The 12,941-nt window shown below is 67.0% G+C and carries 12 protein-coding genes; 8 read left to right on the forward strand and 4 right to left on the reverse strand.

Features of this window, described 5'->3' with window-relative positions; translation table 11 throughout:
* The first annotated feature begins 1 nt into the window (after position 1).
* The 7 genes from M1D55_RS07245 (at position 2) to fdxA (ending at position 6,949) form a co-directional block, all read left to right on the forward strand.
* On the forward strand, positions 2–934 hold the full coding sequence (locus tag M1D55_RS07245) for a LysR family transcriptional regulator (protein ID WP_456280509.1): 933 nt from the start codon (positions 2–4) through the stop codon (positions 932–934).
* 111 nt (positions 935–1,045) lie between these two features.
* Positions 1,046–2,227, forward strand: a complete 1,182-nt coding sequence (locus M1D55_RS07250) for a CaiB/BaiF CoA transferase family protein (RefSeq protein ID WP_456280510.1) — start codon at positions 1,046–1,048, stop codon at positions 2,225–2,227.
* 76 nt (positions 2,228–2,303) lie between these two features.
* On the forward strand, positions 2,304–3,266 hold the full coding sequence (locus M1D55_RS07255; protein ID WP_064576411.1) for a Bug family tripartite tricarboxylate transporter substrate binding protein: 963 nt from the start codon (positions 2,304–2,306) through the stop codon (positions 3,264–3,266).
* A gap of 7 nt (positions 3,267–3,273) precedes the next feature.
* Positions 3,274–4,068, forward strand: a complete 795-nt coding sequence (locus tag M1D55_RS07260; protein WP_456280511.1) for an enoyl-CoA hydratase — start codon at positions 3,274–3,276, stop codon at positions 4,066–4,068.
* A 172-nt stretch (positions 4,069–4,240) separates the two neighbouring features.
* The gene (loiP, locus tag M1D55_RS07265) at positions 4,241–4,993 is read left to right on the forward strand and encodes a metalloprotease LoiP (protein ID WP_456280512.1); all 753 of its coding nucleotides are present in this window, start codon (positions 4,241–4,243) and stop codon (positions 4,991–4,993) included.
* Between the two features lie 288 nt (positions 4,994–5,281).
* A complete protein-coding gene (locus M1D55_RS07270) occupies positions 5,282–6,340 on the forward strand; it encodes a porin (protein ID WP_456280513.1) in 1,059 nt (352 codons plus the stop codon).
* A 276-nt stretch (positions 6,341–6,616) separates the two neighbouring features.
* Positions 6,617–6,949 carry a ferredoxin FdxA gene (gene fdxA / locus M1D55_RS07275; protein WP_456281320.1) on the forward strand — a complete coding sequence of 111 codons (333 nt, stop codon included), beginning with the start codon at positions 6,617–6,619 and terminating at the stop codon, positions 6,947–6,949.
* A gap of 171 nt (positions 6,950–7,120) precedes the next feature.
* Here the strand turns inward: fdxA and M1D55_RS07280 are convergent, their stop codons facing one another.
* The 4 genes from M1D55_RS07280 to M1D55_RS07295 all read right to left on the reverse strand — a co-directional run bounded on the left by M1D55_RS07280 (position 7,121) and on the right by M1D55_RS07295 (position 12,126).
* Positions 7,121–7,294: a hypothetical protein gene (locus M1D55_RS07280; protein ID WP_158507296.1), complete on the reverse strand. Its 174-nt coding sequence runs from the start codon at positions 7,292–7,294 to the stop codon at positions 7,121–7,123.
* Between the two features lie 36 nt (positions 7,295–7,330).
* Complete coding sequence (locus tag M1D55_RS07285; RefSeq protein WP_064576363.1) at positions 7,331–8,500, reverse strand: DUF4382 domain-containing protein; 1,170 nt, start codon at positions 8,498–8,500, stop codon at positions 7,331–7,333.
* Positions 8,501–8,662: 162 nt separating this feature from the next.
* On the reverse strand, positions 8,663–10,789 hold the full coding sequence (locus M1D55_RS07290) for a TonB-dependent receptor family protein (protein WP_456280514.1): 2,127 nt from the start codon (positions 10,787–10,789) through the stop codon (positions 8,663–8,665).
* A complete protein-coding gene (locus M1D55_RS07295; RefSeq protein WP_456280515.1) occupies positions 10,786–12,126 on the reverse strand; it encodes a PQQ-dependent sugar dehydrogenase in 1,341 nt (446 codons plus the stop codon). The genes M1D55_RS07290 and M1D55_RS07295 overlap by 4 nt, the downstream gene beginning before the upstream one ends.
* A gap of 315 nt (positions 12,127–12,441) precedes the next feature.
* Here M1D55_RS07295 and M1D55_RS07300 point away from each other — a divergent pair, with 315 nt between their 5' ends.
* The gene (locus M1D55_RS07300) at positions 12,442–12,909 is read left to right on the forward strand and encodes a YybH family protein (RefSeq protein WP_456280516.1); all 468 of its coding nucleotides are present in this window, start codon (positions 12,442–12,444) and stop codon (positions 12,907–12,909) included.
* The last annotated feature ends 32 nt before the right edge of the window (positions 12,910–12,941 follow it).

The following is a 12,941-nucleotide window of genomic DNA, read 5'->3' on the forward strand; positions in this document are numbered from 1 at the left end:
GGTGCGCTACGAATTGACGGACCTTCGGCTGTTCCAGGCCATCGCCGAATCGCAAAGCCTGTCCGGCGGCGCCGCCGCCATCCATATCACCGCATCGGCGGCCAGCTATCGGCTGAAGAACCTCGAGCTGGCGCTGGGCACGCCGCTGTTCGTGCGCGCGGCGCGCGGCATGGAGCTGACAGCGGCCGGCACCGCGCTGCTCGGCCACGTTCGCGAGCTGCTGCGCGGCCTCGAACGAATGCATGGCGAACTCGGCCGGTTTTCCGCGGGATTGAAGGGCAATATCCGCCTGATCGCCAACAGCAGTTCACTGAACGGCTTCATCCTGCCCAGCGTCGGCCGCTTCCTGAACGCCCATCCCGAGGTCAATATCGATCTGGAGGAGCGGGCCAGTCTCGAGATCGCGGCCGCCATCGCCGCTGGCGAGGCCGATGTCGGCGTGCAGGCCGGCGAAGTCGAGACGCAGGGCGTGCGATGGATGCCGTATGCGGTCGACGAGTTGATGCTGGCCGTGCCCGCCGATCATCCGCTGGCGCGCGAGGCCGAGGCGCAGCCCGGCGGCGTGCGCTTCGGCGCGGCGCTGGAGCACGACTTCGTCTGCCCGGGCCGCGATACCAGCAATGTGGTGTTCCTGCGGGATACCGCGCACCGGCTGGGGCGCTCGCCCAACGTCCGCCTGCATGCGCCGACCTTCGACGCGGTGCTGGCGCTGGTCGAGGCCGGCGTCGGGCTGGCGCTGGTGCCGCGCAGCGTCGCCGCGGCCTCGTTGCGCGACGGCCGTGTGGTCGGCGTACGCCTGGCCGAGGACTGGGCGCGACGCCAGCTGAATCTGGTGCTGCCGGCCGCCGGCAAGCTGCCCGCCTTCGCCGAGGCCTTTGCCGAGTTCCTGCTGGGCGATCCGCACGTGGCGGCGACCCGCGACGCGCTGGCGTGACCGGCCGCCCGACCGTTGAATTGCCACGAACGGTGGCTTGAAGACATTCGACTGGTTGGCCGCCGGGCGCAAAAATATACTGCTCCGCGATCGAATCGACGCGGAGACCCCATGCTGCACAAGGCCCTGTCCGGCATCAAGGTGCTGGACCTGTCCCGAATCCTGGCCGGGCCCTGGTGTACCCAGAATCTGGCCGACCTCGGTGCCGAGGTCACCAAGATCGAGCATCCGGAGCGCGGCGACGACACGCGCGGCTGGGGCCCGCCCTATCTGCAGTCGCCCGACGGCAGCGAACGGATGTCGGCGTACTTCGCCTGCTGCAATCGCGGCAAGCGCTCGCTGGCGATCGACTTCACCACCGACGAGGGCAAGGCCGCCATCCTGGCGCTGGCCGACCAGGCCGACGTGCTGGTCGAGAACTTCAAGGCCGGCACGCTGCAGCGCTACGGGCTGGACTACGCGAGCCTGCAGGCGCGCAACCCGCGGCTGGTCTACCTGTCGATCACCGGCTTCGGCCAAAGCGGCCCGATGGCCGACAAGCCCGGCTACGACTACGTGTTCCAGGGCATGGGCGGCCTGATGAGCTATACCGGCCAGCCCGACGGCGAGCCCGGCGAGGGGCCGCTGCGCACCGGCGTCGCGGTGGTCGACCTGAGCACCGGCATGTATGCCACGTCGGCGGTGCTGGCCGCGCTGTTCCAGCGCCAGGCAACCGGAGAGGGCCAGCATCTGGACATCGCGCTGCTGGACGTCGCGGTGGCGCTCAACGCCAACCAGGGCGCCAACTATCTGTTCTCGGGCCGCAATCCGCCGCGCAGCGGCAATGCGCATCCGAATTGCGCGCCCTACGAAGTATTCCGCTGCGCGGACGGCCATCTGATCCTGGCGATCGGCAACGATGCGCAGTTCGGGCGTTTCTGCGAGGTGGCCGGACTGGCCGACCTCCCGGCCGATCCGCGCTATCGGACCAACAGCGCGCGTATCGCCAATTTGCCGGCATTGCGGGCCTTGCTGGCGCAGGTCTTTGCAACCCGCTCGCGCCGGCAATGGACCGACGCCTTCGATGCCGCCGGCGTGCCATGGGGGCCGATCCACTCGATCGAGGAAGTGTTCGCGCATCCGCAGGTCCGGCATCGCGGCCTGCTGCGGCACGCCCAACATCCGGTGCTCGGCCGCATTCCGATGGTGCGCAATCCGATGCTGCCGGGTTCGCCGACGGACACGACGGACACGACGGACACGCCGGCCACCCCGCTCGCCGCGCCGCCGCTGCTCGGCGAGCACGGCGCCTGAGTTCTTTCCTTTCCATACGAACATCCACGAGGAGACACCCTTGAAACATCCGCACCGCGCCGCCTTGCACAAGTCCATGCGGCTGATTGCCGCGTTGGCCGCCACGGCCGCCGTCGCCACGCACGCGCATGCCGACAGCTATCCCAGCAAGCCGATCAAGCTGATCGTCCCCTACGCCGCCGGCGGCACCACCGACATCCTGGCCCGGATCGTCGGCACGAAGATGGGCGCCATCCTTGCGCAGCCGGTCGTGGTGGAAAACCGGCCCGGCGCCGGCGGCGCGGTCGGCAGCGCCTATGCGGCCAAGCAGCCGGCCGACGGCTACACGCTGGTCATGGAGGTCGAGAGCTCGCACGCGGTCAATCCCAACGTCTACGTGAAGACGCCGTACGACCCGGTCAAGGACTTCGCGCCGATCAGCAACCTGGCCGACGTGCCGAATGTGCTGGTAGTCAACCCATCGTTCCCGGCGACCGATGTCGCGTCCTTCATCAAGCTGCTGAAGGCCAACCCCGGCAAATACTCGTTCGGCTCCTCGGGCAACGGCGGCCTGAGCCATATGAACGGCGAGCTGTTCATGAGCGAGACCGGCACGCGCATGCTGCACGTTCCCTACAAGGGACTGGGACCGGCGCTGAACGACGCGGTGGCCGGGCAGATCCAGGTCGTGTTCGACAATATTCCGTCCTCGTCGGGCCTGATCCAGGGCAAGCGCCTGAAGCCGCTGGCGGTCGCCGCCAGGCAGCGCCTGAAGCTGCTGCCCGATGTGCCGACCTACGCGGAGGCCGGACTGCCGGCGATGAACAATCCGTCGTGGTTCGGCCTCGGCGCCCCGGCCGGCACGCCGGACGCCATCCTCGACAAGCTCAACGATGCGGTGCGCCAGGCGCTGGCGGACCCCGAGGTCATTGCCGCCATCGAGAAGCAGGGCGCGATTCCGGCGTGGACCTCGCGCAAGGCCTTCGCGGACCTGATCCGCCATCAAAACCAGCACTGGAAACGCGTCGTCGACAAGATCCAGTTCGCCAAACTGCAGTGAGGACACCATGAGCACCACCGCCACACCTGTTGCCGATCCGGGCCGCCATGCGGCCGTCGCCATCGACGCGCGCGGCATTGCCACGCTGACCATCAGCGAGGCCGGCTCGCTCAATATCCTCGGCACGCCGGTGATTGCCGCGCTGACCGAGGCGGTACGCACGCTGGCCGCCGACTCCCGGGTGCGCGTGCTGATCCTGCGCGGCACCGGCGACAAGGGATTCATCGGCGGCGCGGACATCAAGGAGATGGCCGGCTTGACGCGGGACACCGCCGAGCGCTTCATCTCCGGCTTGCGCGCGCTCTGCGATGCCGTGCGGCACTGCCCGGTGCCCGTGATTGCGCGCATGCCGGGCTGGTGCCTCGGCGGCGGACTGGAACTGGCGCTGGCGTGCGACCTGCGGATCGCAGGCGACAACGCCAACCTCGGCATGCCCGAGGTCAAGGTCGGCATTCCGTCGGTGATTCACGCCGCGCTGATGCCGCGCCTGATCGGCAATGCCCGCACGGCCTGGATGCTGCTGACCGGCGAGCTGTGCGACGCCGCGCAGGCGCTGTCGTGGGGGCTGGTGCATCGCGTGGTGCCGCTGGCCGAGCTCGACGCCGAAGTCGAGCGGGTTGCACTGCTGCTGGCAGGCTTCGGGCCGACGGTCGTGCGCCAGCAGAAGCGGCTGCTGCGCGAATGGGAGGATCAACCGGTCGATACGGCGATCGCCAACAGCGTCGCCGAATTCGGCAGCGCATTCGATACCGGCGAGCCGCAGCGCTACATGGCGGAATTCGTCAATCGCAAGCGATCTTGAAACGGTTATTTCTGTGAATTCACCCGGAAGACCCCGAAACGCCGGCCTGTCCGGCGTTTTTTATTACCGTTGTTTGCAATCGGGGAATCGAAACAATCGTACAATGCGGCGCCTTTTATTCGTCGGGCACGCTTGATAACGAATTAATAAGAATCCAGGGGCAATGCAACGCATGAAAACCGTTCTCTCTCTCACTGTGCTTTCCACCTGCGCCGCGGCGCTGATCGCCGGCTGCGCCGGCACCAACGTCAACAGCATGGTCGACGCCGGCGGCTCGCTGTTCAAGGCCGCCACGCTGTCGGACGCGGACGTCAAGTCGCTGTCCGAGCAGGCCTGCGCCGAATCGGACAAGGAAAACAAGATCGCCCCGGGCAACAGCCCGTACACCAAGCGCCTGACCGCGATCATGGCCGGCCTGAAGGACAGCGGCGTGCCGGTCCAGGCCAAGGTCTACCTGACCAAGGACGTCAACGCCTGGGCGATGGCCAACGGCTGCGTGCGCGTCTACAGCGGCCTGATGGACATGATGAACAACGACGAGGTGCGCGGCGTGCTTGGCCATGAAATCGGCCACGTGGCGCTGGGCCACAGCAAGAGCCAGATGCAGGTGGCCTACACCGCCGTCGCCGCGCGCGGCGCGCTGGCGGCCAGCGCCAACGGCACCGTGGCCGCGCTGTCGCAGTCGCAGCTGGGCGATCTGTCGGAGAAGCTGATCAATGCGCAGTTCTCCCAGGCACAGGAAACCGCGGCCGACGATTACTCGTTCGACCTGCTGACGAAGAACAAGGCCAATCGCCAGGGCCTGGTGACGGCGTTCGAGAAGCTGGCCAAGCTCGATGGCGGCAAGTCCGGCATGTTCGATTCGCACCCGGGCTCGGCCGATCGCGCCAAGCGCATGCAAGGCCGTCTGGCCAAGGGCGGCTGAACCGCCGCGGGCCGTCGCTCGCCGTGAATGGCCACCAGGGCGAAGCGCTTCGGCGCTTCGCCCTTTTTCATCTCTGTTTGATCCGAAGTCTTCACGGACCCCGCACGCCGTAACGGGATGGCACTGCGGCTTTTTTACAACGTGATTTTCACCTTACTTATAGGTGTCATAAAAGCAAGCGAAGATCGCCCCCGTTTGCGCCGGCAGGGGTTCACGGGTCGAACCCGCGCCACGCTGCCGGCGGCAGACCTCTTCAGTCTTCCATCACCAGTCAAAAGAGAACACACCGTGAAGAAAGCCCTCCTCGCGCTGGCCGCGACCGCTGCCACCGCCGCCTCCGGCGCAGCGTCCGCCCAAACCAACGTCACGCTGTACGGCATCGTCGATGCCGGCATCGAAGTCATCAGCAACGCGCCGAGCGCCGGCGGCGGCGACACCGCCGTGCGCATGAACTCGGGCAACCTGTCGGGCTCGCGCTGGGGTCTGCGCGGCACCGAGGACCTGGGCGGCGGCCTGAAGGGTCTGTTCGTGCTGGAAAGCGGCTTCGACATCGACACCGGCCGTTCGGCCCAGGGCGGCCGCCTGTTCGGCCGCGCCGCCTACGTCGGTCTGCAAGGCAACTTCGGCACCATCTCGCTGGGCCGTCAGCAGAACGCGCTGTACGACCTGTTCGGTGCCTTCGACCCGATGGGCGTCGGTCCGCGCTACTCGCTGAACAGCGTTGATTCGGCCTTCAACGGCCGCGCCGACAACAACATCAAGTACACCGGCAAGTTCGGTGGCCTGACCGCGACCGGCTTCTACAGCTTCGGCCGCGACAACAACGGTGAAGTGCCGGGCGAAGCCAAGGTGGCGCGCCAGTTCGGTGGTGGCCTGTCGTATGCGGCGGGCGGCTTCTCGATCGGCACCGCGTACGACCAGTACCAGGGCGCCACCATCGCGCTGCAGGACCGCGCGGCCAAGCGCCTGGCGGTCGGTACCGCCTACGAATTCGGCGCCGCCAAGTTGTTCGCCGGCTATCGCTGGATGCGCGACGAAGGCCTCGGCGCGCTGACCGACACCAGCACCCGCAGCAACCTGTACTGGGCCGGCGCTCGCTACAAGTTCACCCCGGCCTTCAGCCTGACCGGCGCGGCCTACTACGAAGACACCAAGAACACCGGTGCCGATCCGTGGATGTTCGTGCTGTCCGCCGACTACTCGCTGTCCAAGCGCACCGACGTCTATCTGAACGTTGGCTACGTGCGCAACAAGGACGGTTCGGACCTGGGCCTGAACGGCGCGGGTACCGCCCAGGCCGGCGAGAACCAGACCGGCGTGACGATCGGCATGCGTCACCGCTTCTAAGCGAAGCCTGCGAACCCGCCATGCGGGCATGCGGCGGCGCCAGGGCGCGCCGCCGCGCGAACGATCATATCGACCTTGTCTTCTTCATGGGTGCAAGGACGTTGGGCCGGTAGCATTACCGGCCCTTTTTTATTGGCGGTCCGGCTAGCGCCGCACACATCATCGGATGGCTTGAAGATTTTTGATGGTGTCGCACAAACCCGCGCCGGCACGGCGGCCGGCTCGCGCGCTAGCATCGGGGCTTTCGTCGTCCCCCGCTGTCCCGCGCATTTCCCCATGACGTTTGTCGTAACGGATGCCTGCATCCAGTGCCGCTATACCGATTGCGTCGACGTCTGCCCGATGTCGTGTTTCCACGAAGGGCCGAATTTCCTGGTAATCAATCCCGACGAGTGCATCGACTGCTCGATGTGCGTGCCGGAATGCCCGGTCGGTGCCATCTATTCCGAGGAAGACCTTCCCGAAGACCAGCGGCATTTCGTTGCGATCAATGCCGAACTGGCGCGCAATCCGGCATGGAAACCGTTGATCCATGCCAAGGGACCATTGCCCGATCACGAGGCCTGGGCCACCGTCCATGGCAAGCTGGATCGATTGATTCGCGATTGATTGCCTGCGCTTGAAGCGCGGGCAAAAAAGAAGGGCCCGCAGGCCCATCTACCGTCTTCGAACCAATTGTCGTCCCCGCGCAGGCGGGGACCCAGTGGCGTCAAAAGACACCGGATTCCCGCCCGCGCGGCAATGACATCGTGAACAGACGATCGACAGTGTCGACCGATATCAGCAGCGTCCCTTCTTGGCCTGTCCCGGCGGGCAGTGATACGGGCCGGGGCCCGGATCGACCACGACCGCGCCCGGCGTGACCACCGCACCGTGCGGGGTATAGACAGCGCAGCCACCGAGCAGCGTGCCGGCGCCGATCAGCAGCGCGCAGATTGCCTTCATCGAACTCATTGCATGTTCCTTGTCGTTGATGTGGGGTTCAACCGATCAAAACTGGAAGTTCGCCGTCGCATCGCCTGCCGAGACGTCGCGCTCGGTGCTCAGCGTGGCGCCAGTGATCGATGTCGCCGTGACAGTGTACTTGCCTGCGGCGGCGGTGTCGGCAGCGAGCGCGATCGGCAGCGTCGGCTGGTAGGTGCCCACCAGCGGCGCGGCGGCCGGCACGTTCAGCTGATAGGCGCCGGTATCGAAGTTCGCGTTGGCGACGGCGACCTCGATCGGCGAGCCGGCGACATTCTGTTTCGCCTGCACGAAGGCCTGTGCCGAGGCGGGGAGTACCGCGCCCGTGATGCGGCGCATCGGCGAGGCAGGCAGCGTGATCGGTGCCGCCGAGGTCGAGACCGTGGTGGTGGTCTGCGCGGTGACCGGCACGTTCTGGATCACGCCGGTCGCACGATCGTTCTGCACCACCACGACGCTGTAGTTGCCTGCATCGCTGCTGCGCAGCAGTGGCGACAACGTGAAGGCGCCATTGCTGTCGGCCAGCGTTCCCTTGATGGTCACGCCGTTCTGCTGCGCATAGACGGTCGCGCCGGCCTGCGCGGGCGAAACGTAGCCCTGGATCGCGCCGCTGACCACCAGCGGCACCGCGGTCACCACCGGCTTCAGCGCATAGGAACCGTTGCCGCGCTGCACGATCGAGCGGCACGCATCGAAGTCGAGCACCAGGTCGACCAGCGTGTCGCGCTGCACGGTGAACGGACGGATGATCTTGTACCCGCTTTGCGTGGCGCTCGGCGTATCGAGCGGCTGTTCGGCGCCGCCGGTCGGCACCACGGAATTGGCCAGCGAATTGCCGGTATTGCGATCGAGCACGAGGCGGACCTGCTGATATTGGCCGGCCGGCAGCACGGTCTGGCCGAGCTTGGTCAGCGTGCCGTTCTGCAGCGACAGCAGATCGATGCGGCGGGAGGGATTGACATCGATCTCGGCCCAGCCGCCGGTGCCATCCTCGGCGTTGGCGCTGGTATGGACGCGGATCTTGTCGACGGTGACGAACACATGGTCGAAGCCGCAGGCCGGCGCATCGGTCATCGACACGCTGAGCGTACCGGTGCCGCCGCCATCGTCATCGCCGCCGCCACCGCAGGCGGCCAGGATTGCAGCGGACGCGGCGACGCCGAATGCAAGCCCCCGGTATTTGAAATTGGTTCTCATTTCCCTCTCCTTGATTTCCTTATGGGGAATCTTGAGCATAATTTCCCGCCCCTCTGGAAAGGCGTGACATATTGTAAGACCTGAAACACCGATCCCTTTTTGCGAACGCTGTTGCGTTTTTCCGCCGCATGGAATTAACGGAGCATTTACCGCGGCGCGAACTCAGAACGCATAAGACAGCGATACCCCGGCAAAGGCATTGCGTCCGGCCGCCGGCTCGAAATACCGGCCATTGGCGTCGTTGACGATCACCGATCCGGCATAACGGCGGTCGAACAGATTGTCGATCCGCGCGAACGCATTGAAGGTCCAGCGGCCGAGGGGCATCGCATAGCCGGCGTGGATGCCGGTCACGAAATAACCGGGCGCGCGATCGCTGTTGCGGTCGTCGACCGGGACCGCGCCCAGATAGCGCAGATCGATGCCGGCGCGCCAGCCGCGCGACGGGGCCCAGGCGAGCGATCCATAGACAGCGTGGCGCGCGGTGCCGGGCAGACGGTTGCCGGCGACGATGCCGGCCGGCACCGTGTCGCGGAACGTCGCGTCGAGAAAGCTGTAGGCGAGCTGCGCCTGCCAATGCGGCCGCAGCACGCCGCTCCAGCCCAGTTCCACGCCCTGGCGTAGCGTGCGGCCGGCATTGCGGTAGCTGGCGCGGCCGCCGCTGCTGGTCGCGGTGACGATCTCCTGGTCAGTGCGGGTCTGGAACAGCGCGGCCGTCAACACGCCCCCAGCGAGCTTCTGCTTGGCACCGGCTTCCAGCGATGTGCTGGTGGCGGGCTGCAGCGCGAAGTTCAGTCCGGCCGATCCGTCGGGCCGATACGAGATCTCGTTCAGCGTCGGCGTTTCGAAGCCGCGTCCCGCGGTCGCATACAGATTCAGCGATTCGCTGACGCGATAGCGCACCGCACCGACCGGCAACCATTTGTCGTAGCGTACCGAGCCGCTGTCGTCGCCATTGGCGCCGACGATATAGCGATCGCTGGAGGAGAAGCGCACCGTGCTGTGGCGCAGCCCCGCCTCGACGGTCCAGCGCTGTGTCACGTCCAGCGACGCCTGCAGATACTGGTCGAAGTTCCAGACCGTATTGCGTTCGTCGCGCCGCAGGCGCCCCTGCTCGCCGAGCACCGGCTGTTCCGTGCTGCCGATGAAGTTCTCGTAGCCGCGGCGCGTTTCCTCCATCGTGTCGTAGGCGAGCCCCGCGATCAGCGTCAGCGGCATGCGGCCGATCCGCGCATGGTGCGTCCAGCGCAGGTCCGCGCCGCCGTAGTCGCGCGCCAGATCGATGACGCCGCCCGCCGACAACGGGCTGCGCTGCGCCGCCGGAGGGATCGACAGGAACTGGCGGGTCTCGCGCCGACCGTAGTAGACCATCGCCGTCAGCGTGTTGTCCGCATCGACCCGGCGCTGATGGCGCAGGCCGCCCTGCGCCTGCTGCACGGTCTTGCGCGTATTGAACTGCTCGGCCAGCTGCGCCGAGCGCGGCGCGCTGCCGAACTGCGCCCGTGTCAGCCCGAGCGGGTCCTGCGCGCTCAGATCGACTGCATTGGCCACCAGCGTCCAGCTGCTGTCGGCATCGGGACGCCACGTCAGCCGCGCGTTGCCCAGGTTCTTGCGCGCGGCGCTGTGGTCGCGATAACCGTCGGTGGTGAAACGCGAGGCGCTGACCAGATAGTCCAGGCCCGGCTCCCCTTCCGCGGGCGCGCCGCTGGCCTTCAGGCCATAGCGCCAGGCGCCGTAGCTGCCGGCGCCGAGGCTGGCTTCGAGCAACGGCGGACGCGCGCCGGGTTCGGTCCAGACCTGGATCACGCCGCCCGATGCGTTGCCGTACAAAGACGACGCGGGGCCGCGCAATACCTCGACGCGATCGATCGACGCGATATCGATATTCGAGGTCTGCCCCTGTCCGTCGGGCATCGTCGCGGGAATGCCGTCGACATACAGCCGCAGGCCGCGCACGCCGAAGCTGGAGCGCGCGCCGAAGCCGCGGATCGACAACTGCAGGTCCTGCGCGTAGTTGTGCCGGTCCTTGACCAGCAGGCCAGGCACGCCGCCGAGCCCTTCGCTCAGATTGATCTGCGGCCTGTCGTCGCGCAGCGCCCCGCCCGAAACCACGTCGGCCGACGCGGGCGTATCGAATACCGGGGCATCGATGCGCGTGGCGGTCACGACCACCGGCGCCAGCGCGCGCTCCGCGTCCGCTGCCGACGCGGAGCGCGCATCCTGCGCATCGGCCCATCCCGACAGCGGCAGCAAGACGCCTGCCGCCCATGCTGCTGCACCGCCCCTCATCGGCGCTTCGCCGTCATCGCGGTGACGCGCCAGACCACGTTGCCGACATCGTCGGTGACCAGCAGCCCACCGCGGCGATCGTCCTTGACGTCGACCGGGCGGCCATGGGCGTGCTCCGAGGCGTCGAGAAAGCCGGTCAGCACATCGATCGGCTCGCCTTTTGGCACGCCGCCGCGGAACGGAACGAAGATCACCTTGTATCCGCTCTTGGGCTTGCGGTTCCATGAGCCATGCTGGCCGACGAACAGGCCTTCGCGGAACGGCTCGGGCCAGCGCAGTCCGTCGGCAAACGTGATTCCCAGCGAGGCCGTGTGCGGACCGAGCGCATAGTCCGGGACCAGCGCGGTGGCCACCAATTCGGGGCGCTGCGGCTTGACCCGCACGTCGACGTGCTGGCCCCAGTAGCTGTATGGCCAGCCATAGAAGCCGCCATCGCGCACCGCGGTGATGTAGTCCGGAACAAGGTCGCTACCGATCTCGTCGCGCTCGTTGACCGCGGTCCACAGCTGCCCGGTGACCGGCTCCCAGGCCAGTCCGTTCGGATTGCGCAGACCGGTCGCATACAGCCGCATCTTGCCGCTGGCGCGATCGAGCTCCCAGATTGCGGCCCGGCCATGTTCGATCTCCATGCCCTTCTCGCCGACATTGCTGTTGGAGCCGACCGTGATGTACAGCTTGCGGCCGTCGTGGCTGGCGATCACGTTCTTGGTCCAGTGGTGGTTGATGCCGGCGGGCAGGTCGACCACCTTGACGCCGGGCTCGTCGATGCGGTCCGCGCCGGGACGATAGCGAAAGCGCATCAGCGCATCGGCATTGGCGACATAGAAGTCGTTGCCGACCAGCACCATGCCGAACGGCGAGTTCAGGCCCTGCAGGAACACCGAGCGCTTGTCCGCGACGCCGTCGCGGTCGGTATCGCGCAGCAGCGTGATGCGGTTGGCGCTGGGCGTGCCGGCGCCGGCCCGCTTCATCACCAGCTTCATGACCCAATCGCGGATGCCCTTGCCCGATTCCGGCTTGGGCGGTGCATTGGACTCGGCCACCAGCACGTCGCCGTTGGGCAGCACATAAAGCCAGCGCGGATGATCGAGCCCATCGGCGAAGGCCGTCACCGCAAGGCCGGGTGCCGGCGTCGGCCGCGCGCCGGCCGTCCAGCCGATCGCCGGTGCGATGTCCACGGTCGGCAGCAGCGTCTTGTTCGGTGGCGGCAGGGTCGGCGACGGACCGGTGCCCTGCGCCACCGTCAGCGTGGCGCGGTCACCCATGCCCAGCAGAAAGCAGCCGCCGACCAGCAGCGTGACGGCACCCAGTACGACGACAAGGCGAACCCTTCTCATGACGCACTCCTCGATGGTTTGCGACCTGACAGGTCTTCCAGCAAGTATCGGCGCGATTGCCGCCGCTGCCAGCGGTGGCAAACCCGGTTCTGTGCATTTTAAGACACGAAATTCCGGCGCCCCACGCGGGCGGGGACCCGGTGTCTTGTCGAGGGTGCCCCAAGCCACTGGGCCCCCGCCTGCGCGGGGGCGACGGGGGATCGGCGATTGTCGAATTGCGACGCTCCCACTCGACAAAGGGATAGGAGCCGCTCCGCGGGCCGTACCGACAGGCCCCGGAAGCGGGTTCGCAACCGAACCGACAAGGAGCCCATCATGAGCATCAGCAAGGACCAGCAGACCGATGAACGCACCATCAGGCAGATGATGGAGGACTGGGCGCGCGCGCTGGAACGGCGCGACGCCGCCGCCATGACGGCGCACTATGCGCCCGACGTGGCGCTGTTCGACGTCAAGCCGCCCTACGCGCTGCGTGGTGTGGACGCATACCGCGCCACCTGGGAGGCCTGCTTTCCCTATCTTCCCCGGCGCTTCCGTTCCGAGCGCAAGGACCTCGTGCTGACCGTCGGCGCGGACCTTGCCTTTTGCCATTGCCTGAGCCGCATCGCGCCGGTGGACGAGCCCGACCATCCGGCCGGCGGCACCTGGATCCGCATCACGGTCTGCTTGCAGAAACGGGATGGCCGCTGGCTGGTCGTGCACGAACATGGCTCGCTGCCGTTCGATCCGATGACCGAGAAGGTCGTCTACATCGGCGACACCGAGGCGGAAACGGCTGCCTGAGTCTTTCCGCCGGATGGCTTGACAAGCGAAGT

Source organism: Cupriavidus sp. JZ107, assembly GCF_053903255.1.

What these genes read in the sequence shown, in the direction of transcription:
- M1D55_RS07250 (WP_456280510.1), top strand. Translation starts at nt 1,046, where the DNA reads ATGCTGCACAAGGCCCTGTCCGGCATCAAGGTGCTGGACCTGTCCCGA.
- M1D55_RS07255 (WP_064576411.1), top strand. Translation starts at nt 2,304, where the DNA reads ATGCGGCTGATTGCCGCGTTGGCCGCCACGGCCGCCGTCGCCACGCAC.
- M1D55_RS07260 (WP_456280511.1), top strand. Translation starts at nt 3,274, where the DNA reads ATGAGCACCACCGCCACACCTGTTGCCGATCCGGGCCGCCATGCGGCC.
- loiP (WP_456280512.1), top strand. Translation starts at nt 4,241, where the DNA reads ATGAAAACCGTTCTCTCTCTCACTGTGCTTTCCACCTGCGCCGCGGCG.
- fdxA (WP_456281320.1), top strand. Translation starts at nt 6,617, where the DNA reads ATGACGTTTGTCGTAACGGATGCCTGCATCCAGTGCCGCTATACCGAT.
- M1D55_RS07280 (WP_158507296.1), bottom strand. Translation starts at nt 7,294, where the DNA reads ATGAGTTCGATGAAGGCAATCTGCGCGCTGCTGATCGGCGCCGGCACG.
- M1D55_RS07285 (WP_064576363.1), bottom strand. Translation starts at nt 8,500, where the DNA reads ATGAGAACCAATTTCAAATACCGGGGGCTTGCATTCGGCGTCGCCGCG.
- M1D55_RS07290 (WP_456280514.1), bottom strand. Translation starts at nt 10,789, where the DNA reads ATGAGGGGCGGTGCAGCAGCATGGGCGGCAGGCGTCTTGCTGCCGCTG.
- M1D55_RS07295 (WP_456280515.1), bottom strand. Translation starts at nt 12,126, where the DNA reads ATGAGAAGGGTTCGCCTTGTCGTCGTACTGGGTGCCGTCACGCTGCTG.
- M1D55_RS07300 (WP_456280516.1), top strand. Translation starts at nt 12,442, where the DNA reads ATGAGCATCAGCAAGGACCAGCAGACCGATGAACGCACCATCAGGCAG.